At 29.7% G+C, this 24,387-nt stretch carries 24 protein-coding genes and 1 tRNA gene; 14 read left to right on the forward strand and 11 right to left on the reverse strand.

Going from position 1 to position 24,387, the window contains the following annotated elements:
• Positions 1-84: 84 nt before the first annotated feature.
• Both GCU34_RS04800 and GCU34_RS04805 read left to right on the forward strand, forming a co-directional pair.
• On the forward strand, positions 85-1,125 hold the full coding sequence (locus GCU34_RS04800; RefSeq protein ID WP_072783604.1) for a formimidoylglutamase: 1,041 nt from the start codon (positions 85-87) through the stop codon (positions 1,123-1,125).
• Positions 1,125-1,898: a sulfite exporter TauE/SafE family protein gene (locus GCU34_RS04805; protein WP_072783602.1), complete on the forward strand. Its 774-nt coding sequence runs from the start codon at positions 1,125-1,127 to the stop codon at positions 1,896-1,898. The genes GCU34_RS04800 and GCU34_RS04805 overlap by 1 nt, the downstream gene beginning before the upstream one ends.
• Here GCU34_RS04805 and GCU34_RS04810 read toward each other — a convergent pair.
• The 4 genes from GCU34_RS04810 to holA all read right to left on the reverse strand — a co-directional run bounded on the left by GCU34_RS04810 (position 1,884) and on the right by holA (position 7,180).
• Entirely contained in the window at positions 1,884-4,085 is a 2,202-nt protein-coding gene (locus GCU34_RS04810; protein ID WP_143146204.1) for a response regulator, read from the reverse strand. The genes GCU34_RS04805 and GCU34_RS04810 overlap by 15 nt on opposite strands.
• 71 nt (positions 4,086-4,156) lie before the next feature.
• Complete coding sequence (gene ettA, locus GCU34_RS04815) at positions 4,157-5,848, reverse strand: energy-dependent translational throttle protein EttA (protein WP_072783598.1); 1,692 nt, start codon at positions 5,846-5,848, stop codon at positions 4,157-4,159.
• Positions 5,849-5,921: 73 nt separating this feature from the next.
• On the reverse strand, positions 5,922-6,104 hold the full coding sequence (locus GCU34_RS04820; RefSeq protein WP_072783596.1) for a CAL67264 family membrane protein: 183 nt from the start codon (positions 6,102-6,104) through the stop codon (positions 5,922-5,924).
• A 71-nt stretch (positions 6,105-6,175) separates the two neighbouring features.
• Positions 6,176-7,180, reverse strand: coding sequence for a DNA polymerase III subunit delta (gene holA / locus GCU34_RS04825; protein WP_072783594.1), 1,005 nt, complete (start codon positions 7,178-7,180; stop codon positions 6,176-6,178).
• 55 nt (positions 7,181-7,235) lie between these two features.
• On the opposite strand from holA, the gene GCU34_RS04830 reads away from it, so the two are divergent.
• The 3 genes from GCU34_RS04830 to GCU34_RS04840 all read left to right on the forward strand — a co-directional run bounded on the left by GCU34_RS04830 (position 7,236) and on the right by GCU34_RS04840 (position 9,646).
• On the forward strand, positions 7,236-7,682 hold the full coding sequence (locus tag GCU34_RS04830) for a type I restriction enzyme HsdR N-terminal domain-containing protein (protein WP_072783592.1): 447 nt from the start codon (positions 7,236-7,238) through the stop codon (positions 7,680-7,682).
• A 50-nt stretch (positions 7,683-7,732) separates the two neighbouring features.
• Entirely contained in the window at positions 7,733-8,731 is a 999-nt protein-coding gene (locus GCU34_RS04835; protein ID WP_072783591.1) for a glycosyltransferase family 2 protein, read from the forward strand.
• Between the two features lie 99 nt (positions 8,732-8,830).
• A complete protein-coding gene (locus GCU34_RS04840; RefSeq protein WP_152378359.1) occupies positions 8,831-9,646 on the forward strand; it encodes an OmpA/MotB family protein in 816 nt (271 codons plus the stop codon).
• A 63-nt stretch (positions 9,647-9,709) separates the two neighbouring features.
• Here GCU34_RS04840 and GCU34_RS04845 read toward each other — a convergent pair whose 3' ends face one another.
• A complete protein-coding gene (locus GCU34_RS04845; protein WP_143146202.1) occupies positions 9,710-10,258 on the reverse strand; it encodes a hypothetical protein in 549 nt (182 codons plus the stop codon).
• 2 nt (positions 10,259-10,260) lie between these two features.
• Positions 10,261-11,901 (reverse strand): AMP-binding protein, encoded by a 1,641-nt coding sequence (locus GCU34_RS04850; RefSeq protein WP_072783585.1) that lies wholly within the window; start codon positions 11,899-11,901, stop codon positions 10,261-10,263.
• Positions 11,902-12,179: 278 nt separating this feature from the next.
• Here GCU34_RS04850 and GCU34_RS04855 point away from each other — a divergent pair, with 278 nt between their 5' ends.
• The 5 genes from GCU34_RS04855 (at position 12,180) to GCU34_RS04875 (ending at position 16,555) form a co-directional block, all read left to right on the forward strand.
• Positions 12,180-12,812 (forward strand): Crp/Fnr family transcriptional regulator, encoded by a 633-nt coding sequence (locus GCU34_RS04855; RefSeq protein ID WP_072783583.1) that lies wholly within the window; start codon positions 12,180-12,182, stop codon positions 12,810-12,812.
• Positions 12,812-13,600, forward strand: a complete 789-nt coding sequence (locus GCU34_RS04860) for a sulfite exporter TauE/SafE family protein (protein ID WP_072783581.1) — start codon at positions 12,812-12,814, stop codon at positions 13,598-13,600. Before GCU34_RS04855 ends, GCU34_RS04860 begins: the two co-directional genes overlap by 1 nt.
• 67 nt (positions 13,601-13,667) lie before the next feature.
• The gene (locus tag GCU34_RS04865; protein WP_072783580.1) at positions 13,668-15,077 is read left to right on the forward strand and encodes an MBL fold metallo-hydrolase; all 1,410 of its coding nucleotides are present in this window, start codon (positions 13,668-13,670) and stop codon (positions 15,075-15,077) included.
• A gap of 122 nt (positions 15,078-15,199) precedes the next feature.
• Entirely contained in the window at positions 15,200-16,315 is a 1,116-nt protein-coding gene (locus tag GCU34_RS04870) for a TlpA disulfide reductase family protein (protein ID WP_072783578.1), read from the forward strand.
• Between the two features lie 157 nt (positions 16,316-16,472).
• Positions 16,473-16,555: transfer RNA gene (locus tag GCU34_RS04875), tRNA-Tyr, on the forward strand.
• Positions 16,556-16,738: 183 nt separating this feature from the next.
• Here the strand turns inward: GCU34_RS04875 and GCU34_RS04880 are convergent.
• Complete coding sequence (locus tag GCU34_RS04880) at positions 16,739-17,428, reverse strand: SIMPL domain-containing protein (RefSeq protein ID WP_072783576.1); 690 nt, start codon at positions 17,426-17,428, stop codon at positions 16,739-16,741.
• Positions 17,429-17,472: 44 nt separating this feature from the next.
• Entirely contained in the window at positions 17,473-18,111 is a 639-nt protein-coding gene (locus tag GCU34_RS04885; protein ID WP_072783574.1) for a rhomboid family intramembrane serine protease, read from the reverse strand.
• Between the two features lie 70 nt (positions 18,112-18,181).
• Here GCU34_RS04885 and GCU34_RS04890 point away from each other — a divergent pair, with 70 nt between their 5' ends.
• The gene (locus GCU34_RS04890) at positions 18,182-19,057 is read left to right on the forward strand and encodes a lysophospholipid acyltransferase family protein (protein ID WP_072783572.1); all 876 of its coding nucleotides are present in this window, start codon (positions 18,182-18,184) and stop codon (positions 19,055-19,057) included.
• Between the two features lie 17 nt (positions 19,058-19,074).
• On the opposite strand, the gene GCU34_RS04895 is transcribed toward GCU34_RS04890, so the two are convergent.
• Genes GCU34_RS04895 through GCU34_RS04905 form a run of 3 tightly spaced genes read right to left on the reverse strand, consistent with a single transcriptional unit; the run spans position 19,075 to position 22,226 of the window.
• Positions 19,075-20,559, reverse strand: coding sequence for an aminotransferase class V-fold PLP-dependent enzyme (locus GCU34_RS04895; protein WP_072783570.1), 1,485 nt, complete (start codon positions 20,557-20,559; stop codon positions 19,075-19,077).
• Positions 20,560-20,566: 7 nt separating this feature from the next.
• Positions 20,567-21,604: an RluA family pseudouridine synthase gene (locus tag GCU34_RS04900; RefSeq protein ID WP_072783568.1), complete on the reverse strand. Its 1,038-nt coding sequence runs from the start codon at positions 21,602-21,604 to the stop codon at positions 20,567-20,569.
• Entirely contained in the window at positions 21,591-22,226 is a 636-nt protein-coding gene (locus GCU34_RS04905) for a PASTA domain-containing protein (RefSeq protein ID WP_072783566.1), read from the reverse strand. The genes GCU34_RS04900 and GCU34_RS04905 overlap by 14 nt, the downstream gene beginning before the upstream one ends.
• Positions 22,227-22,306: 80 nt before the next feature.
• Between GCU34_RS04905 and GCU34_RS04910 the strand changes: the two genes are divergently transcribed.
• The 3 genes from GCU34_RS04910 to coaD are packed head-to-tail and all read left to right on the forward strand — an operon-like array spanning position 22,307 to position 24,294.
• A complete protein-coding gene (locus GCU34_RS04910; protein WP_072783564.1) occupies positions 22,307-23,281 on the forward strand; it encodes a D-alanine--D-alanine ligase in 975 nt (324 codons plus the stop codon).
• Between the two features lie 9 nt (positions 23,282-23,290).
• A complete protein-coding gene (locus GCU34_RS04915) occupies positions 23,291-23,827 on the forward strand; it encodes a hypothetical protein (protein ID WP_072783563.1) in 537 nt (178 codons plus the stop codon).
• Complete coding sequence (gene coaD / locus GCU34_RS04920) at positions 23,827-24,294, forward strand: pantetheine-phosphate adenylyltransferase (RefSeq protein WP_072783561.1); 468 nt, start codon at positions 23,827-23,829, stop codon at positions 24,292-24,294. The genes GCU34_RS04915 and coaD overlap by 1 nt, the downstream gene beginning before the upstream one ends.
• Positions 24,295-24,387: the final 93 nt, after the last annotated feature.

The raw sequence follows: 24,387 nt of genomic DNA on the forward strand, positions 1-24,387 counted from the left end.
CATACGATATAAAAAGTATTTTTTCAACATGTAGATAAATTTATTGTTTAATTCTTATTTTTGAAAAGCTAATACCTACAAAAAATGAACAATATTAAACTTCTTACAGCTAATGAGTTAGCTAAATTAACAAATCATAGAAGTGGTGAAATAAAATTTGGTGAAAAAGTAGAAATAATCCCAGATGGCGTTGATATTTGGAAATTTATTAAAGAATCTTCGGCTAAATTTGTCTTATTTGGAATTCCCGAAGACATCGGAGTTAAAGCAAATCATGGAAGAACTGGTGCTTCAACCGCATTTGAAAGTGCTTTAAAAAGCCTTGTAAACATTCAACATAATAAGTTTTGTAAAGGAAACGATTTACTAATTTTAGGTGAATTAGATGTTGCGGAAGAAATGGAAAAAGCAAGTCATTTGAGTATTTCTAACAAAAACGAAAAAAAAGAACTTTTCGATCTAGTTTCTAAAGTAGATAAAGAAGTTTCTCATATAATTCATCAAATTGTTAGTACTGGAAAATTTCCGATTATTATTGGTGGCGGACATAATAACGCTTACGGAAATATTAAAGGATTAGCTCTAGCTAAAGGAAAACCTGTAAATGCTGTTAATTTTGATGCCCATACCGATTTTAGAATCATGGAAGGTAGACATTCTGGAAATGGTTTTACTTATGCATTTGAAGAAGGTTTCTTAAAAAATTATTTCATTTTTGGTTTACACGAAAATTTTGTCTCAAAAAGTGTATTTAATACTATAAAAACTTTACAGGAGCGTGTTCGTTATGTAAGTTATGAAGAAATTGAAGTTCGTAAAACAAAAGATTTTAATATTGAACTTAATAATGCCTATCAATTTGTAAAAACTGATCCTTTTGGAATTGAGTTGGATTTAGATGCAATTCCAGGAATTTATTCGAGTGCCATGACATTAACAGGTTTTAGCGTTCAACAAGCCCGACATTACATTCATTTTTTTGGTAAAAATAAGAATGCCGCTTATTTGCATATTTGTGAAGCTGCACCAAATTTAGACGATAATAAAACCAATAATCATTTAACAGGTAAGTTAATTGCCTATCTAATTACAGATTACATAAAAAGTAAAAGTTTAGATATATAATGGAAATTATTGTTATTGCTATAGTTGCTTTCTTTGCTTCTGGATTAACTTTCTTTTCAGGTTTTGGTTTAGGTACCCTTTTACTTCCTGCATTTGCTTTGTTTTTTCCTTTAGAAATAGCCATTAGTTTAACAGCAATTGTTCATTTTTTGAATAATATTTTTAAACTATCATTAGTTGGAAAAAATATTCATTGGAAAACAGTTTTGTTATTTGGAATTCCAGCAACTGTTTTTGCTTTTGTTGGAGCCAAAACTTTAAATCTATTAACCGAAGTTCCAACTGCAATTGAATTTAATTTTTTAGGAAAAGTATTGGTTACCAATTGGATGAAAATAATAATTGGTTCTTTACTAATTCTTTTTTCGTTTTTTGATATTATTCCGGGTTTAAAAAGAATGAAATTCAATGAAAAATTGTTGCCAATTGGTGGAATTTTAAGTGGATTTTTTGGTGGATTATCAGGTCATCAAGGCGCTTTACGTTCTGCATTTTTAATGAAATTACCCATAACTAAAGAACAATTTATTGCATCCGGAATTTTTATTGCTTGTTGTATTGATATTAGTCGGTTAAGTGTTTATAGTAATTCTAATGTTTTTGCACATTCTTCTATAAACATAAACATACTTGCTATTGCAACAGTTGCTGCTTTTACAGGAGCCTTTTTAGGAAATAAATTGGTTAAAAAAATAACAATAGACATTCTACACAAAATTGTAGCACTACTTATTGTAATTTTTTCAATTTGTATGATTTTAGGAATTGTTTAGTTTGGTAATTAATTCGTGAATAATTTGAAATAATTTAGAAGCTTCAAATGGTTTTACCACCACATCATTTATTTGAGCATCTTTTGCTTTATCTATAATTTCTTCTTTTTCGAATGCTGTAACAGCAATAATTGGCGTTGTTATACCTTTTGCTCTAATTAGTTTAGAAGTTTCAAAACCATTAATTTTAGGCATATTAATATCCATTAAAATTGCATCATAACTTTTTGATTCTAATTTACTTAATGCAGCAAAACCATCATCAACAATGTCACAAATAAACTTATGGTTTTCTAATAATCTTTTTGTTACAACTTGGTTAATCTTGTTATCTTCAACTACTAAAATATTGTATGGTTTAAATTGCGTAAAATCTACCTCAACGTTTTCAATAAAATCTTGATTTTTAGAATTTCCGTTTTTAAATGGAATAATAAATGTAATTGTAGTTCCTTTTCCCTCTTCACTGTGCAAATCAATAGAACCTTTAAATAAACTTATAAGTTTCTTTACGATAGTTAATCCTAAGCCTGTTCCTTGATAATCGTCTTCTTTTCGTTCTATTTGAACAAATTTTTCGAAAACAGCTTGTTGGTATTTTTTAGGAATTCCAATTCCAGTATCGATAACTTTAAACTCTATAAAATAGTCTTCATTTATTATTTTATTTAAACTGGTTATTAAAGTAACCTTACCATTTTGAGTAAATTTTAATGAATTACTCATTAAGTTTATTATAATTTGTGATAATCTAATTTTATCACCAATTAAAAATTCGGGTATTTTACTGTCTAAATCAATATAAATTTTATTATTATTTCTACGAGCAATTGTTTCAAGTGCCTCTTTAATATTTTCTACTGCATCTTCGAGACAAAAAATTTTATTTTCAAGAATTACTTTATTTTCTTCAATTTTGTAAACTTTCAAAATATCATTTACTAATGATAATAAATAATTTGCGGAAAACTTGAGTGCTTTTAAATGCGGACTGTTTTTAAGTTCTGGATGTTCTTCTTCAATTATATCAGTAGTACCAATAACACCATACAAAGGAGTTCTTAATTCGTGACTAATTGTTGAAATAAATTGAGATTTTATATTTGAAGCTTCCTCAGCTTGTTCTTTTGATTTTTGAAGTTCATTGTTTGCTTTTTGCAACTCCAAATTCTTCTCGACACGCAATCTATTATTTCTAAACATTGAAATTAATAACAATATTAAAATGGAAAAAATAACAATAAAAAGTGTTACAATAATCTTTGTATCTTCAAGCTTCTCCTCATTAAGTAATTTTTCTTTTTTAACCTTTTGTAAGTCTCGTTCAACTTCATTTTTATCAACTTCATTACTTACTTGGGCAACTTTACTAATTCGTTCCGAATTGTAAATATCAGTTTTAAGAGAATCGGCTTTATTTAAAAACAAAAATGCTTTATCAAAGTTTTCATGTTTAGAATAAAATTGAGCAATATCTTCATATAAATTAGCAATATGCGATTTTATAAACTCGGTTTCATTCGACTTAGATATTTCGAAAGCCTTAGCATAATATTCTTCTGCTTTTTCAAAACTATTTGAAGCATTATTGTAATAATCGGCATAAAGAGAATAAAATGAAATTTTGGCTTCAATATCGTCATTATTCTCTACAAAATCTTTTGTATCAATCAAATAGACAATTCCTTCTTGATAATTTACCACTCTAAATAAAGCACTTGCAAGATTTAACTTCGTAAACGCAATTTCACTCTCGTTATTAAGTTTTTCGGCGTATTTTAATCCTAATTTATAATATTTAACGCCTTCATTAAAATCAATTTTATTGTAACAATAAGCGTTTGCTAAATTGTTTGTTAACCAACTTTTAATGGTGTCATTTTCAGTAATGTTTGCATGTTCAAGTCCTTTTTTGTAAGCTTCAACTGCTTTATTTACATCAGAAAAATCGGCGTAGTTTAATCCAATTAAATTATAAGCCTTTGCAGCAAATTCATTATCCTTATTATCAATGGCTAATGATAGTGCTTCATTTGCAAAACGAATAGATTCGTCATTTTTTAGATCGAGAAAATTTTGACCAGATTTAGATAATAAATCTTTACAAACAACTTTATAGGAAACTTGGTCTTGAGAAAAGACAAAATTACTAAAAACTAAAAGAATTAAAGTAAAAAGTTGTTTCACTTGATTATTTAAAAAAGAAAACACTAAAATAAATAAAATCCTGATTAAAAATCAGGATTTTATTACATTTTTTATCTAATTAATTTTTTGTATTTTATTCTTGTTGGCGTTACTTCTTTTCCAAGACGTTTTTTCTTATTTTCTTCATAATCAGAGAAACTTCCTTCGAAGAAATATACTTGAGAATCACCCTCAAAAGCTAAGATATGCGTACAAACTCTATCTAAAAACCAACGATCGTGAGAAATAATTACTGCACAACCAGCAAAGTTTTCTAAACCTTCCTCTAAAGCTCGTAATGTGTTAATATCTAAATCATTTGTTGGCTCATCTAAAAGTAAAACGTTTCCTTCTTCTTTTAATGTCATTGCCAAGTGTAAACGGTTACGTTCACCTCCAGATAATGTAGAAACTTTTTTGTTTTGCTCGCTTCCACCAAAATTAAAACGAGAAAGATACGCTCTTGAATTTACTTGACGACCACCCATCATAATCATTTCTTGTCCGTCACAGAAGTTTTCCCAAATTGATTTTTCAACGTCAATATCTTTGTGAGATTGATCTACATAAGCAATTTTTACCGTATCGCCTATTGTGAATTCACCACCATCTGGTTGTTCTTCCCCCATAATCATTCTGAAGATGGTAGATTTACCAGCGCCATTTGGACCAATAATTCCCACAATTCCCGCTTGAGGTAAAGTAAAGTTTAAATCTTCATATAATAGTTTATCGCCAAAAGCTTTTGAAACATGTTTCGCTTCAATAACATTTGTACCCAAACGAGGTCCATTAGGAATATAAATTTCTAATTTTTCTTCTAATTGTTTTTGATCTTCATTTAACAATCGGTCATAATTTTGTAAACGTGCTTTTTGTTTCGTTTGACGACCTTTTGCACCTTGACGAACCCAATCTAACTCGCGTTCTAATGTTTTTCTTCTTTTAGAAGCTGTTTTTTCTTCTTGTTCTAAACGTTTTGCTTTTTGGTCTAACCAAGAAGAATAATTTCCTTTCCAAGGAATTCCTTCTCCTCTATCCAACTCTAAAATCCAACCTGCAACATTATCTAAGAAATAACGATCGTGTGTTACTGCAATTACAGTTCCTGCATATTGTTGTAAATGTTGCTCTAACCATAATACAGATTCAGCATCTAAGTGGTTAGTAGGCTCATCTAATAATAAAACGTCGGGCTGTTGTAATAATAATCTACATAAAGCTACACGACGCTTCTCTCCTCCCGATAATACTTTAATTGGAGTATCTGCTTCTGGTGTGCGAAGTGCATCCATTGCAACTTCTAATTTATTATCGATTTCCCAAGCTCCAGCTGCATCAATTTTATCTTGAAGTTCTGCTTGACGATCCATCAATTTTTGCATCTTATCAGCATCTTCATAAACTTCTGGCAAACCAAAATCGTCATTTATTTTATTAAATTCATCTAATAAAGCATAAATTTCAGCCGCTCCTTCACGAACAATTTCAATTACGGTTTTATTTTCGTCTAATTGTGGTTCTTGTTCTAAATATCCTACAGTATAACCTGGAGCAAAAACAACATCTCCTTGATAATTTTTATCAATTCCTGCTATAATCTTTAATAAAGAAGATTTACCTGAACCATTTAAACCTAAAATACCAATTTTTGCTCCATAAAAGAAACTTAAATAAATATCCTTTAAAACCTGTTTATTTGTACTTGAGTAAATTTTGTTTACTCTCGACATGGAGAAAATTACTTTCTTATCGTCTGACATTTTATTATTGTTATTTTATTTGATTATAATTTATGGTATTTTCTTAACTAATAATAAACCATAAACACTAAGTTTATACTCTTCCTTTTAAAGCATTAAAAACCCAAGCATTAGCAAAAAAACCAACTCCAACTGCTCCAAACCCCCATCCTGCAACATCATCATATCTAAATATTGCTAATGAAACTAATAATAACCCCATCAATATCATTATGAAGGTAGCCCAAGCCAGTACTGTATTTTTATTCATTCCCATAATAATTTATTTAAAATTTGAGGACCACAAATATCGACATTTCAAATTAATTTTTTATTTTCTCATCTAATTTAATTAAAAATAAAAATCAGCATTTCTTTCATTAAATCATAATCGGTAGTTGAAGTCGCACCAACACCTTTACTTTTAACATCAATATCTCTCATTTTAGAAACAATACCACTCACCTTTTTCATAGGATATCTTTTTGCTGCCAATTCGTAATCACCTACAAAAAATGGATTTACTTTTAAAACTTTGGCAACATTTCCTTTAGATTTATCTTTTAAACCATGATATTGCAACAATTGGGAGAAAAAAGAAAATACTTGTCCAACTGTAAGAACTAATGGATTGTCTTTTGGATTTTGAGAGAAATACTCAATAATTTTATATGCTTTTAATTGGTTTCCATCACCAATAGCTTTTCTTAATTCAAATACATTAAAATCTTTACTAATTCCAATATTTTCCTCTACATCTTGAGCTGAAATTGTATGTCCTTTAGGTAAAATAATTTTTAGCTTATCTAATTCGTTACTAATTTTAGATAAATCGGTTCCTAAAAATTCAACTAACATGGCTGCAGCTTTTGGTTCAATGGCATAACCTTTACCACTTAAAACTCTCTTTATCCAATCGCCAACTTGATTCTCATAAAGTTTTTTGCTTTCAAAAACCAAACCTTTCTTTTCTAAAACTTTCGTTATCTTCTTTCTTTTATCTAGAGTTTTGTATTTATATGCAAATACTAATACAGTTGAAGGCTGGGGATTTTCGGCGTAGGCTTCTAATTTATCAATAGTTTTTGCGAGTTCTTGTGCTTCTTTCACAATAACAACTTGTCTTTCTGCCATCATTGGGAAACGTTTTGCATTAGAAACGATATCTTCAATTGTAGTATCTCTACCATACAAAACCATTTGATTAAAACCTTTTTCGTCTTCGGTAAGAATATTATCCTCAATAAATTCTGTCAATTTATCAATGTAATAAGGTTCTTCACCCATAAAAAAGTAGATAGGCTTTATATTTCCCGCTTTAATATCTTTTGTAATTTGAATGACTTCGTCCATAATTTAGTATTCAGTTGACAGTTGACAGTTCATTATAATTATTTATTTTTGAACTATGCAAAAACTCAATTTTTCCAACTATTCCTTTCGCTTCAAAAATAGTGAAAATAAAACCTACATATTTGATATTATCAGAAAAAAATTTTTGTTGCTAACCCCTGAAGAATGGGTTCGCCAACATGTTCTAAATTATTTAATTGAAGATTTAAAATATCCCAAATCGCTTATAAATGTAGAAAAACTTGTCAATGTTAATGGATTGAAAAGAAGGTATGATATTGTAGTATTTAATACCGATGGAAGTTTCTTTTTATTAGTAGAATGCAAAGCTCCTGAAGTACAAATTACACAAGGAACTTTTGATCAAATTGCTCAATATAATTTTGTTTTAAAAGCAGAAAATTTAATGATTACTAATGGACTGAATCACTATTTTTGTCAGATGGATTTTGAAAATGAAAAATATGTTTTTTTAAAAGAGTTACCAGAATTTAGTAAATAGTGATTAGTAAAAAGTAATTAGTATTTTTGAACTTATAATAGACTTTGATTTTGAATAAAATAGCAATTGTTATACTAAACTGGAATGGTGCCGAATTGTTGCATCAATTTTTACCAACAATTATTCAGTATTCTACGAATGCAACTATTTATGTAGCTGATAATGCTTCGACTGATAATTCTATTGAAGTTTTACAAACCGAATTTCCGGAAGTAAAAATTATTTCAAATACAAACAACTTTGGTTTTGCGAAAGGATATAATGAAGCTTTACAATATGTTGAAGAACCTTTGTTAGCATTAGTAAATAGTGATATTGAAGTAACTGAAGGTTGGCTAAACCCGATTTTAGATCAATTTAATAATGAAGCAAATACTGCTATTATTCAACCTAAAATTTTAGATTATAAAAATAAAGCTTTATTTGAGTATGCCGGAGCTGCAGGCGGCTTTATAGATAAGTATGGTTTTCCATTTTGTAGAGGCCGAATTTTTGAATCTATCGAAAAAGATACTTATCAATACAACGACATTAAAGATATTTTTTGGGCTTCAGGCGCTTGCTTTTTTATTCGAAATGAAGTCTTTAAAAAGCTACAAGGTTTTGATGAAGATTTTTTTGCACATCAAGAAGAAATCGATTTATGTTGGCGTGTAAAAAACTTAGGTTACCAAATAAAATACAACGGAAATTCTACAGTTTATCATGTTGGCGGAGCCACTTTAAAAACTGGAAGTCCGTATAAAACATTTTTAAATTTCAGAAATTCTCTTTGGATGCTCACTAAAAACCTACCAAAGAAAGAGTTAATCTCTACCCTATTCATTAGATTAACTTTCGACGGAATAGCAGGTATAAAGTTTCTTTTAGAAGGAAAACCTTTACACTTATGGGCGGTTTTAAAATCACACTTTTACTTCTATTTAAATTTGAATAAAAATTTAAAAAAACGAAATCCCAAAACTGGCTTAAAAAAATACTATACTGTAGAGAGTATTGTTTATTTGCACTATATCAAGAAGAAAAAGTACTTTTCCGAATTATTTTAACAATAGTTTAGCTATCTTTTTAACGAAACTAAACACTATTGTTAATAATTTTGCGTTGGAATTATATAGGAACGAAAAAAACTAAAAAAGAAAAAACTTATGAAAAGAGTAATTGTCCCAACGCTTGCTTTGGTATTAACTCTAACTTCTTGTGTATCGAAAAAGAAGTTTGCTGAATTAGAAGCCAAACAAAAGGAAACGCAAGATTTATTAAACACAGCTACTGTAAAATTGAATTCTTGTTTAACAGAGAAAGATGCTTTAGCAAATCAAATCGATTATTTAAAGAAAAACAACTCTGACTTAATTAACAGTTCTAAAGAATTAACTGTTTTAACTCAAAAAGGAGCTGAAAATCTTGAAAAATCATTAGAAAGTTTAAAAGAAAAAGATTTAAAAATATCGCGCTTACAAGATGCTTTAACTAAAAAAGACAGCGTTACTTTAGCATTAGTTACAAGTTTAAAACGTGAAGTGGGAATTGATGATCCAGACATCAATATTAATGTTGAAAAAGGAGTAGTAATGATCTCGATTGCTGATAATTTATTATTCAAATCGGGAAGTTATGAAGTAAGCGACAACGCAAAATCTGTATTAAGCAAAGTTGCTAAAGTAATTAACAGTAAACCAGATTTTGAATGTATGGTTGAAGGTCATACAGACAATGTGCCTATTAAAAATGCGGTATTATTAGACAACTGGGATTTATCTGTTAAAAGATCAACTTCTATTGTGAGAGTTTTACAAAAAGATTTTAATGTAAGTCCTAAACAATTAATTCCAGCTGGTAGAAGTTTCTATATTCCATTAGTAGAAAATGATACTCCGGCAAACAGAGCTAAAAATAGAAGAACTAGAATTATCATTATGCCAAAAATTGATCAATTCTACGACATGATAGAAAAGAAATGAAAAACATGAGTAAATAAGTTTTTCAAAATAATAAATAAAAAAGCCACCAAAAAGGTGGCTTTTTTATTTATGTAATAATTTGCGTTTTAAAGAAGCTAAATTAGTATTTGAAGTTAACAATTCTTGTATTAACCAATTTCTAGTTGTTTCTAAATCAGTAATTTCTAAATATTTCGACCAATCATCGGTTTGTTGAACCATTTTAAGTTCTTTCATTATTTTAGAACATTTGCTCGCATTTCTTAACGCAAATTCATCTTCAAAAAAAGCATGTTCTTTATGATAAAAATCGAAATTGTTTGCTGCATCTTGGTAAATAAAATACAAAGGTTTGCTTTCTTCATTATTGAAAAACTCATTCCAATTTGCATAACCAATTTGTGGTAAATGATTATTTATCTTTTCTTGAGAACTTGAAACTAATTTCCATCTACAGTTGGCAACTCTTCCCCAATGATTCGACTTTCTATAAACTCCTTCATTTGTAAAAAAATACTCACTTCCCGATTTACTTTTATGAACAAATTCAATTTCAGCTGCTTCTTCCAAAGTAAGATGTTTAAACACACAAAATGTGTTTTTATGAAAATTACTTCTGTTATACTGATTCATTCCTAACTTGTTTTAATCTTCAGTAAATCTTCTAAACCAAGCTCTTTAATAGATATTTCACGCATTTCTACTTTTCTAATTTTTCCAGTAATTGTCATTGGAAAAGTATCTACAAATTTCCAAAATTTCGGTACTTTATAATGCGCAATTTGATCTTTACAAAACTGTAATAATTCATCTTGAGAAAGTTCTACATTTGCTTTTAATTTTACCCAAGCCATTATTTCTTCACCAAATTTTTCACTTGGAACACCAATAACTTGCACATCTTCAATTAAATCGTGTGTATATAAAAACTCTTCAATTTCTCTTGGCGAAATATTCTCTCCGCCTCTAATGATTACATCTTTTATTCGACCTGCAATGTTAATATAACCTTCTTCGTCCATTACAGCTAAATCGCCACTGTGCATCCAACCTGCATCATCTAAAACATAATGAGTTGCTTCCGGATTTTCCCAATATTTCAACATAACCGAGTAACCGCGTGTACATAATTCACCTGGAAGTCCTCGTTCTACAATTTCGCCAGTATCAGGATTAACAATTTTAATTTCTAAATGATCTTGAATGGTACCAACAGTACTCACTTGTTTTTCTAATGGAGCACCTATTAACGTTTGGGTTGAAACAGGAGAAGTTTCTGTCATTCCATAACAAATTGAAACTTCTTTCATGTACATTTTAGATTGTACTTGTTTCATAACTTCTACGGGACAAGGAGAACCTGCCATTACTCCTGTTCTTAAACTTTTTAAATTAAAAGAATCAAAATTTGGCAGTTGCAACTCGGCTATAAACATAGTTGGTACACCATAAAGCGAAGTACATTGTTCTTTTTCAACAGCTTCTAAAGTCAATTGAGGATCAAAACTTTCTGCAGGAATTACCATAGTTGCGCCTGATGTAGTACAAGCCAAATTTCCAATTACCATTCCAAAGCAATGATAAAATGGCACTGGAATACAAACTTTATCTTTTTCGGTGTAATTCAATCGTTTACCAATGAAATAACCATTATTTAAAATATTATGGTGAGACAAAGTAACACCTTTTGGAAAACCTGTTGTTCCCGAAGTATAATGAATATTAACCGGATCATCAAACTGAACTTTAGCTTCAACAGTTTCCAATTGTTCACCGGAAATAGAAGACGACAAAGCCATTAATTGTTCCCAATCTTGGTCTAAATACATGGTTTGCTTTAACTTTTTACAAAATTTCTCCGATTTTTTGACAATCTTTTTATAATCACTCGTTTTAAATTGTAAAGCAGAAATTAAAAACTTTGTTCCAGACTGGTTCAACACATAAATTAATTCATTGGAACGATAAGCGGGATTTATATTCACTAAAATAACACCAATTCGAGCTGTTGCATATTGTAATAATGTCCATTCAAATCGATTTGGTGACCAAATTCCTACTCTATCTCCTGAATCTATTCCCATTGCTAAAAGCGATTTTGCTAATTGAGTGGTTTGATCCCAAAATTCTTTGTAAGTAACCTTATAATTTTGTTGAAGTGAAACTAATGCAATATTATCGGGATAATTTTCAACCGTTCTTTTTAAGTTTTGTCCTATTGTTTCTCCTAGTAAAGGTGTTGAAGAAGGACCGCTTACGTATGAAATTGATGTCATCCTATTTTAATTTTTAAGGATAACAAATTTATAGTAATTTAACTAAGTTGCACAAATATTAACAGTTTTTATCCAATTACAATTATAAAAAATTAACTAAAATTCAAAACCATTAAATATATTCTCGCGCAAGCTTCTTTTTTTCAATTAGTTAAAGTCTGATTTAATTTTATTTATAAATCATATTCTTTTTTTAGGTAACTTTTGTTACATACACCTTATGTTTTAAAATCCTATCTTTACAGTATTAATTCTTTGAATAATTACAACTATAAAAAATGAAAGAAATTTTACAACAGGCTTACGGATATATTTTTGAAGAAGAACTTATTGATGAAATAAGTAAAGTTGCAGTTTATAAAGAATTTAAAGCCGATGACTATTTAATTGAAATTGGAGATTATATCAAAACAATGCCTTTATTATTAGAAGGCGCGATAAAGATTCTTCGCGAAGACGATAACGGAGATGAACTGTTGTTATACTTTTTAGAACGTGGCGATACTTGTGCCATGACTTTAACTTGTTGTATGGGACAATCTAAAAGTAAAATAAGAGCAATTGCCGAAACAGATGGTACTTTACTTATGATTCCTGTAGAAAAAATGGAAGAATGGTTAACCAAATATAAAACTTGGAGAAACTTTGTATTTGACAGCTATAATATACGTTTAAAAGAAATGCTAGAAGCTATAGATACATTAGCTTTTATGAACTTAGACGAAAGGTTGTATAAATATTTAACAGATAAAGCTAAAGTTATTGGTAATACAGAAATTAATAATACTCATCAGCAAATTGCATACGAAATGCATACGTCAAGAGTTGTTATTTCAAGATTATTGAAAGCACTAGAAATGCAAGGCAAAATTAAACTACACCGAAATAAAATTGAAATTCTAGAATTTTAATGGAACTACTTGGCTACATTGGAGCTTTATGCGTTGGATTAATTTTAGGTTTAACCGGAGGTGGTGGATCTATGCTTACAGTGCCAATATTGGTTTACATAATGTTTGTAAATCCTGTAACTGCAACAGCATATTCGCTGTTTATTGTAGGAACAACATCTATATTTGGAGCATTTCAAAATTTTAAAAAAGGTTATGTAGATATTAAAAAGGGATTACTTTTTGCGGTACCATCTTTCATAGGGGTTTATTTAACTAGGAGTTTTATTGTACCAAAAATTCCAAATGATATTATAACCATTTCAAATTTTACGTTAACAAAAGGTACTTTCTTAATGGTTTTTTTCGCTGTAATTATGTTTTTAGCAGCAATTTCAATGTTAAGAGAGAAAAATTCAACTAATACAGAAAACTTAACTAAAGAAGTACCAAACTCTGTAATTGTTTTACAAACTTTTTTAATTGGAGTCATTATTGGATTGGTTGGTGCTGGTGGCGGATTTTTAATTATTCCTTCACTTGTCTTTTTTGCAAAACTTCCTATGAAAAAAGCAATTGGCACATCGCTATTCATTATAGCAATCAATTCATTAATTGGTTTTTTAGGCGATGTTCAAAACATTCATATTGATTGGAATTTTTTACTAATCTTTACTTCAATTTCCATTTTAGGAATATTTATTGGAACTTATTTAAGTAAGTTTATCAATGAAAAACAACTTAAAAAGCTATTTGCAATCTTTGTTCTCATTATGGCTTTTGTTATCCTTTTTAAGGAATTATTGTAACAATTGTTACTATAAAAACAATAATTTTAAGTAACTTTGATACACAAATTTTTTATAAAAAATAGTTATGAAAATTGAACAAATATATACTGGGTGCATTGCCCATGCTGCTTATTATTTAGAAAATAACGGAGAAGCTGCAATTTTTGATCCGTTACGTGAAGTTCAACCTTATATTGATAGAGCAACAAAAGATAATGCTAAAATTAAATACATTTTCGAAACTCATTTCCATGCAGATTTCGTTTCGGGACATTTAGATTTAGCTAAAAAAACTGGTGCTCAAATTGTTTACGGTCCAACAGCAAAACCTAATTTTGAAGCTATTATTGCAGAAGACGGACAGGAGTTTAAAATTGGTAATTACACTATTAAAGCTTTACACACACCCGGACACACATTAGAGAGTACAACTTATTTACTGATTGATGAAAACGGAAAACAACACGGTATCATCACTGGGGATACTCTATTTATTGGAGATGTTGGTCGTCCCGATTTAGCTCAAAAATTAGTAGAAGATTTAACTCAAGATGTTTTAGCAGAAAAATTATATTACTCTTTACGCAATAAGATCATGCCTTTATCAGATGATTTAATTGTGTATCCAAATCACGGAGCAGGAAGTGCTTGTGGTAAGAACATGAGTAAAGAAACTACTGATACTTTAGGAAACCAAAAGAAAACAAATTATGCACTTCGTGCAGATATGACTTTAGAGGAATTTAAAAAAGAATTACTAGATGGTTTAACTCCTCCTCCAGCCTATTTCCCTCAAAATGTTTTGATGAATATTAAAGGATATGATAGTTTAGAGGATGTAATGGCAAAAGGAAATAAACCATTAACTCCAAAAGAATTTGAAACGGTTGCCAACCAAACCGAAGCATTAATTGTTGATGTTCGTCACGAAAATGATTTTGTTAAAGAACATATTCCAGGTTCTATTTTTATTGGTCTTCACGGACAATTTGCTCCATGGGTTGGCGCTTTAATAAAAGATGTAAAACAACCTATTTTATTAGTCGTTCCAGAAGGAAAAGAAGAAGAAACTATTATGCGTTTATCTCGTGTAGGATTTGATAATACTTTAGGGTATTTAAGTGGAGGAATTGAGGCTTGGAAAGATGCAGGCTTTGAAGTAGATTCTATATCTTCAGTTAGTCCAGATGAATTTGCAAATCACTACAAGGATGCTATTGTAATTGACGCAAGAAGACCAGGAGAGTTTACAGCAGAAAGAGTTGAAAATGCGGTAAATATTCCTTTAGATTATATCAATGATCATCTTGCTGAAATACCAAAAGAAGAAACTTTTTATGTGCATTGTGCTGGTGGATATCGTTCTGTAATTTGGGCTTCAATTATGAAAGCAAGAGGTTATCATAATATGATTAATGTTGAAAAAGGAATGAGCGGTATTAGAGAAACTTCAATTCCTTTAACAAATTATGTTTGTCCTTCTACACTAAAATAAAAGTAAGTACATATATGAAATCAAAATCAGGCAATTGCCTGATTTTTTTATGAAAAAATTAATATCAAATCTTTAATAAATAAGAGCAATATTGAATACATTTGCGTAAATTTTAAAAAACAATGAGAAAATTAACAATTTTATTTAGTGCCCTAATTACACTTGTTTCTTGTAACAAGAATTCAGATGGTTTTACCATCTCTGGAGAAGCTAATGGTGTAGGTAACGGTACAAAAGTATTTTTACAAGTACAAGGAGAAAACGAGCTTATTGCTAAAGATACTGTAACTGTAGAAAATGGTAAATTCACTTTTAATGGTGCTGCCGATTTGCCAGAATTAGGTTTCCTAACTATTGAAGGAAATAACGGAATTCCTTTCATTTTAGAAAATGGAGAAATTGTAATCAAATTCAACAAAGACTCAATCCAAAATACAAGCGTTGGTGGTACACCAGAAAATGAACTTTTTGAAAGTTTTTCTAAGAAAAACAAAGAAGTTAATGAGCGTATCAACAAATTTAAAAACGATAATGGTGAAAAATATATGACTGCTCAAACTAGCAATGATACTGCTACTATGAACGGTTTAATGAAACAATTGAATGTAATTCAAGACGAACTTAAAAACATCCCATTAGGCATCATTAAAAATAATCCAAAAACATATTTGAGCATTATTTTAACTCAAAATGCTTTAATGCAACAATTCATTACTTCACAAGAAGCACAAGAATTCTTTAATAATTTTGATAAAAAATTCGCTGAAACAAAAGCTTACAAATCATTAAATGATATTTTAAAAGCTGCTAATGCTGTAGAAGTTGGTAAAAAAGCTCCAGATTTCTCTGCTCCATCTCCAGAAGGCAAAACATTATCTTTAAAAGAATCATTAGGAAAAGTAACAATTATAGATTTTTGGGCTTCTTGGTGTGGACCATGTCGTATGGAAAATCCAAATGTTGTAGCTTTATACAATGAATTACATGCTAAAGGATTAAATATCATTGGTGTTTCTTTAGATAAAGACGAAGCAAAATGGAAAGAAGCTATTGCTAAAGATGGTTTAACTTGGAATCATGTATCTAATTTAAAGTTTTGGCAAGATCCAATTGCTGAAATGTATAATGTAAAAGCAATTCCAGCTACTTTTATTCTAGATGCAAATGGCGTTATTGTTGCCAAAGATTTAAGAGGTGAAGAACTAAGAAATAAAGTTGAAGAACTACTAAATAAATAGATTTTCTCTTAAAAATAAAAAAGCTCCGTAATGGAGCTTTTTTTATTTTTTTCATTACCAATTACTTATAAAATTTATTGAAAATTTATTGATTTTTCGTTTGCAACTAACAAAAACAATTCTATATTTGCAACCGCTTACAAGATAAGCACAGGCTGGGGAGATACTCAAGCGGCCAACGAGGGCAGACTGTAAATCTGCTGGTTTTCACCTTCGCAGGTTCGAATCCTGCTCTCCCCACAAAGAAAAAATCTCAGAATATGTTAAAAGTTTACTTTTATAAATATTTTGGGATTTTTTATTTGAGTAAGATTCATCTTACTCGGGATGAACGTAGTTAATCCTGCTCTCCCCACAAGATATAAATTAAAAAAAAGCTCAAGTTAAACTTGAGCTTTTTTATTTTTATAAACTTATGACTTTCTATAGTAATTCAAAAACAATGCTTACTGAAGTCGTAATCTCAATTTCTCCAATAGCTAATGTTTCTCTATTCATTCCTGCATCAGCAGATTCTGCTGCCATTGCATATGTTTTGTACATTGGTCTGGGATAATTCGCCTGCGTATTATCTGAAATTGTAATTGCCTTACCAACTTTTTGATTTAAAACTGATACAAAATCTTCTGCTTTCTTTTTAGCATCTAAAATAGCATCTTTTCTGGCTTGAGATTCTAATTCTTTAATTTTTGAAGATTTAAATTCTACATTCTGAATAGCATTAACACCAGCATCAACTAAATCCATCATTAAACCATCATACTTATTCAAATCTTTTAAATGAATAGAAATATTTTGACTCGCTTGAAATTGATTTTTCTTAGTATTATAATCATATGTTTTAAACAAAGAAACTCTTTCTGTTTGAAAATCTGCAACAGGAATTTTATGTTTCTTAATTACTTTTAAAACTTTATCTACAATTTCGTCGTTTTTCTTTTTTACTTCAGTAGCATCTTTACCTGAATTTTCTACACCAAATGAAATTATTGCCTCGTCAGGCGTTACTTTAATTTTTCCTTCACCAGTTACACTAATTGAAGGAACTTGCTTTACTTCTTGTGCTTGTACCATTGCTGTTATAAATGTTAGTACTAAAATTAACTTTTTCATATAATTATTTTTTTAGTTTGAACTTTTACAATAACAATGCCAAACTACAGCTTGTTTTTCTTTTGAAGGTAAAATAAAATAACTATTGGTATTAAAACTAAAACCACAATTAGGGATTCATTATAAATAATACTTGGATCTTTTATTAGTGTTATTACATAACCTCCTATTGCACCTCCAAAATGAGCTGTATGTCCAATGTTATCGGTTCTTGATTTCATGCCATAAATTGAATACAACAAATATCCTATTCCAAAAATATAACCTGGAATGGGTAACACATAGAAAAGTAAAATTTGCATTTCAGGATATAATAAAATTGAACTATATATTATACCTGAAACTGCACCTGAAGCTCCAACTGCTCTATAGTAATATTCATCTTTATGAATGAACAATGTAAGTAAACTACCCGCTAATAAACTCCCAAAATAAATAACTAAAAAATAAGCGCTATCAAATTGATTGATTACAACAGGTGCAAAAAAATAAAGTGTAAGCATGTTAAAAGCCAAATGAGCTATATCTACATGTAAAAAACCAGAAGTTAACATTCTTATTTGATCTCCTGCTTTAATACTTCCTATATGAAACTCGTATTTTCTAAAAAAACTTTGGTCGTCGAAACCTTTTAAACTTGCTAAGACATTTGCAATAATTAATACGATAAGAACTAAACTCATACTCTTAAATTTTAGTAAAATTACAAATACAAAACAGATTTATAAAGTATATTTGTAAAAATAAAATTACATGCAGCGAATAGCTTTTTATTTAGTTTATGCTTTTTTATGGCTAATTTCTATATTGCCATTTCCTATATTTTACTTTGTATCCGATTGTATTTTTGTTCTAATTTATTATATCATTGGATATCGTAAAAAAACAGTTCGATCAAACATACAGCTTACATTACCTCATCTTTCTAAAAAAGAACAATTAGAAGTTGAAAAGAAGTTTTACAGACATATGTGTGATATGTTTATGGAAATGATTAAAACGATGTCTATTTCGAAAAAAGAAATTCAAAAACGTTTTGTTTTTAAAAATATTGAATTATTCCATGAATTTGAAAATAAAAACAAAAGTATCATTCTTTTTTATGCGCATTATGCCAGCTGGGAATGGTCTCCAACACTAGGTTTTTATACAAAATTTAAAGGATATGGTATTTATAAAAAAATTAGAAATCCATATTTTGATAAAATGGTTAGAGATATTCGTTCTAAATTTGGAGCTACTTTAATTGATACTAGAGCAACTACTAAAACTGTAACAGAGAATCAGCATAAGGGGATTCTTGGTGTTTATGGTTTCATTAGTGATCAAACTCCTGCGAAACAAAAAGCTAAATATTGGGACACTTTTATGGGACATGAAGTACCTATTCATACTGGTGGTGAAAGTTTAGCTAGAAGCTTAGATATGAATGTTCTTTATATGAAAGTAAGCAAGGTAAAGAGAGGTTATTATGAAGCAACATTTATTCCTATTACTGACAATATAAAAGCTGAACCTGAATTTGAAGTTTCTAAAAAATTCATTAGAGAAGTAGAAAAACAAATTTATGAAGCACCAGAATATTACTTTTGGACACACAAACGTTGGAAACATAAAAAAGCTCAGTAATTACTGAGCTTTTTTTATTAAAATTGGAACCAACTATCTACTTTTTCTTGAATTGTATTTTGTTGGCTTATGTGCGTAAATTCATTTGTTTTATTACTATATGTATAATCTTTACTCCATTCTTTAAAATTTGAAGCTAAATCAAGAATAGCATTACAAACATATTCGATTTCTTTATTAGTTGTTGTAGGATGAATTGACATTCTAATCCAACCTGGTTTCTTCTCTAAATCACCATCTGAAATTTGACAAACAATAGAATTAGAAGTTTCCTGATCTACATGCAATAAATAATGACCGTAAGTTCCTGCGCAACTACAACCGCCACGTGTTTGAATTCCAAAACGATCGTTTAGTAGTTTTACACCTAAATTATAATGTAAACCATCAATATAAAAGGAAATCACTCCTAACCTATCTTGATGTTGTGGAGCCAATATATTTATATTTTCAACATTACTTAATTTGCTAAAAATATAATCGACTAGTTCATGTTCACGATCCAAAATATTTTGAACACCCATTTGTTCTTTTAGCTTAATTGCCAAAGCGGTTTTTATAACTTGTAAAAAACCTGGAGTTCCACCATCTTCACGCTCTTCAATATTGTCGATGTATTTATGTTGACCCCAAGGATTTGTCCATTTTACAGTTCCACCACCTGGACAATCGGGTACATTATTTTTATATAAATTTTTATTAAAAACCATTACACCGCAAGTTCCGGGTCCACCTAAGAATTTATGAGGTGAAAAGAAAACTGCATCTAAATAAGCTTCTTCATCATCTGGATGCATATTAATCTCTACATAAGGACCAGAGCAAGCAAAATCTACAAAACACACACCTTTATTTTGATGCATAATTTTAGCCACTTCATAATAAGGCGTTTTAATTCCGGTTACGTTAGAACAAGAAGTAATAGAAGCTATTTTAAAAGGTCGGTCTTTATATTTTTCGACAAGATTTCTAAAATTTTCCAAGCAAAATAACCCTTCATCATTTGCAGGAACCACCTCAACATCTGCAATTGTTTCTAACCAAGAAGTTTGATTAGAATGATGTTCCATGTGCGAAATAAACACAATTGGTTTTATATGTTCTGGAATAGCTGTAAAATCTTTTAAATTTTCTGCGATACGAAGTCCTAGAATTCTTTGTAACTTATTTACAACTCCTGTCATTCCAGTTCCATCAGTAATCAACACATCATTATCGTTAGCATTTACATGTTTTTTGATAATATGACGTGCTTTGTGATAAGCCATAGTCATTGCAGTACCTGTTACAGAAGTTTCAGTGTGTGTATTGGCCACAAATGGACCGAATTCATATAGCATTTTTTCTTCAATTGGCTCATATAAACGACCACTTGCCGTCCAATCGGTATAAATAATTGGTTGTATACCATAAGGTGAATCAAATGTTTCATTTAATCCAACAATGGCTTCTCTAAACTTTTGAAAATACTGTTCTAGTTGTGTCGTTTCAGTAGTTATCATAATTGCCTTAATCTTCTTCTTCAAATTGTTGTGCTTTCGAATATACTCTCCATTTCTCGATACAATCTTGTATATCTTGTGGAATTTCACATTCAAAACGCATAAATTCTTTAGTTATTGGATGTTCAAAACCTAAAGTTCTTGCATGTAATGCTTGTCTTGGTAAAACTTTAAAACAATTATCTACAAATTGCTTGTATTTTGTAAATGTTGTTCCTTTTAAGATTAAATTTCCACCGTAACGTTCATCATTAAAAAGAGTATGTCCAATAAATTTCATGTGCACACGAATTTGGTGTGTTCTACCAGTTTCTAATTGGCACGAAATAACTGTAACATAACCTAATCGTTCTAAAACTTTATAATGTGTAACTGCATGCTTACCTCTATCTCCATCAGGATAAACAGCCATTTGCATACGATTTGTTATATGACGATCTATATTTCCTTCAATTGTTCCTTCGTCTTCTTCTAAATTTCCCCAAACTATTGCAACATATTCTCTTTCAGATGTTTTTTCTGCAAATTGTTTCGATAAATAATCCATTGCTAATTCCGTTTTAGCAACGACTAACAATCCAGAAGTATCTTTATCTATTCGATGAACTAATCCTGGACGATTAGAACTATTCATTGGCAAATTATCAAAATGATAAGCCAAAGCATTTACTAAAGTTCCGCTGTAATTTCCGTGACCAGGATGCACCACCATTCCAGCAGGTTTGTTTACAACAATAAGTTGGTCATCTTCATAAACAATATCCAACGGAATATTTTCGCCTTTAAGTAAATGTTCATAAGGCGGATGTTCCAACATCATTTGAACTACATCACCAGGTTTTACTTTGTAATTAGATTTTACAGCAACATCATTTACTAAAATATTTCCGTTATCGGCAGCTTTTTGAATTTTACTACGTGTAGCATTTTCAATAAGATTCATTAAAAATTTATCTACACGAAGAGGCTGTTGCCCTTTTGTTACTTCAAAACGATGGTGTTCATATAATTCTTCGTCTAATTCTTCAATACTATTGTGCAGCATCTTCTACAGGTGTTTCCGTTTCAGGTTGTGTTGGGGTTGAACTTTCTTCTTCAAAAGTATCTGCGCTGTATAATTCTTTTCCGTCGCCCAAAACAAAATCAAGCGTAGAGTTCTTTTTTACTTTATCTCCAGCTTTTAAGCGTTTTCCGTTTTGAGACACTTCTAGTACTACATCTTTAGCAATATGTTCTTTGTAAGTAATTTTACCTTCATTTAGTCCAAGCGCTTTAATATTTGCACTAACTTGTCTAAATGTTTTATCTTTTAAAGCAGGTAGTGTAACATCCATAAATTCTCCAGCATTTACTTTAACATAAATCTTTCTACCATCTTTAACTTTGATTGCAGCTTTTGGATCTTGCTCGACTATAGAAAAAGGAGGCATGTCTTTTCTAAAATCTACAGTATCTAATAAAATTAGTTCTAATCCTAGTTCATCTATTTTTTCTATAGCTGCTTGAACTTGCATTTTAGACAAATCGGGTACTTCAATTTCTTCACCATGATTGGTTCTAAAATCTAAAAATTTCAATAATAAAAAACTTAAAATCAACAAACTAACTAGAGCTATTGCCAGTTGTATAAAAAAGGTTTTGCTGGTTAAAAATTTACGTAAACTCATAAACTAGTGTTTTGGCAAAGATAACATTTATAGTTATCAATAAATAATGTAATTTTGTTTTTATTTAATAACGTATTTTAATGACAAATGTTGCTATTGTAATGGGGGGTTACTCGAGTGAGTATCAAATTTCCTTAAAAAGTGGAAATGTTGTTTATCAGCATTTAGACCAAAACAATTATCGTGTTTTTCGTGTCCATATTTTACCCGAAAAATGGGTTTATGTCAACGATAGCAATGAAGAATTTACTATTAATAAAAATGATTTTTCTGTTGAAGTGAACGGTTCAAAAATAACTTTTGACGTTGTTTTTAATGCTATTCACGGAACGCCCGGAGAAGACGGATTATTACAAGCTTATTTTGAGTTATTAGGAATTCCGCAAACATCTTGTGACTATTATCAAGCTGCTTTAACTTTTAATAAACGTGATTTACTTTCGGTATTGAAACCTTATGGCATAAAAACAGCCACTTCTTTCTATCTCAATTTAGGAGATCCTATTGATGCAAATCAAATTATTGAAAAAGTAGGTTTACCTTGTTTTGTAAAACCAAATAAATCGGGGTCTAGTTTTGGAATTTCAAAAGTAAAAACATTTGAAGAATTATTACCTGCAATTGAAAATGCTTACAAAGAAGATAATGAAATAATCATTGAAAGTTTCTTAGATGGAACCGAAGTTTCTGTTGGTGTTATCAATTTTAAAGGAGAAACAAAAGTATTACCCATGACAGAAATTGTTTCAGAAAATGATTTCTTTGATTATGAAGCCAAATACTTAGGAAAATCTCAAGAAATTACTCCAGCTAGGATTTCTGATGAGACTAGAATTAAAGTAGAAAAAGCTGCTAAAAAAGCTTACGAAGTTTTAAAAATGAAAGGTTTTTCGAGAAGTGAATTCATTATTGTAAACGGAGAACCTCATATGTTAGAAATGAATACAGTTCCAGGAATGACTGCAGAAAGTATTTTACCTCAACAAGCAAAAGCTGCCGGTATAACTTTACCTGAACTTTTTGGAAACGCCATTGAATTAGCCCTAAAAAAATAAAAAATCTACATGAAAAAATCAATTTACTATTTCGCATTTGTTTTAAGTTTTGTGACTCAATTTGCAATAGCTCAAGTTAAAATTTTAGAAAAAGGAAAAGCAAACGAAACAAATTCTATTAAAAAAGAACAAGTAAAATTAGAAATTCCGCAAAATCAATTGGCAACTATAAAAGAAACTTACAATTGGAACAAAGAAAAGTTCTTAATTGTGAATTTTAAAGGCATGCGCCATGCTTGTAATTATGATATTTATGACGATTTAGTAAACGCATACAACCAATATGAAAAACCAGCTTTTGCTAAAATGGATTTAACAAATTGCCGAAATGTATTTTTATATGCCGATGTGCAATATGCTAAACCAATTTTAGATAAAAAAACACACTATGAAGATGTAGGACATTATTTTTTAAAGCATTATTTTAATGATTTATCTACTTGTACAGGCGTTATGGTAATTAACCAAAAAGGGCAATATTTGCTTGCTAATGAAGAATATAGTACTTTTACTATTACTAAAATGATTGAAAATTTAAGCAAATAATGACAAGAAAAGCAATATTTCCAGGTTCGTTTGATCCTATTACAAATGGCCATTATGATATTATAAAAAGAGGCGCTTCTTTATTTGATGAAGTTATAGTTGCTATTGGTGTTAATGCCGAAAAAAAATACATGTTTTCTTTAGAAGAAAGAAAACGTTTTATAGAAGAAGCATTTAAAGATGAACCCAAAGTGCGAGTAATTACTTATACAGGATTAACTATTGATTTATGTAAAAAAGAAAAAGCTGATTTTATATTAAGAGGTTTACGAAATCCTGCTGATTTTGAATTTGAAAAAGCAATTGCACATACCAACAGAAGTTTGTCTCAAATTGAAACCGTTTTCCTATTAACAGCTGCTAGAACTTCATTTATTTCATCTAGTATTGTGCGAGATGTTTTAAGAAATGGTGGCGAAATTAAAAAATTAGTACCCGAAGCTGTTTGGGCTAGTATCGATAAGTAAAAATTAGAATTACCAATTATAAAAATTAAGAGTTATGAGTTTTTGTAAACTTGTAACTCTTTTTTTCTTTATTGCTCATTATTAATTATTTAA

It is taken from the genome of Flavobacterium haoranii (assembly GCF_009363055.1).
Lineage (GTDB): Bacteria > Bacteroidota > Bacteroidia > Flavobacteriales > Flavobacteriaceae > Flavobacterium > Flavobacterium haoranii.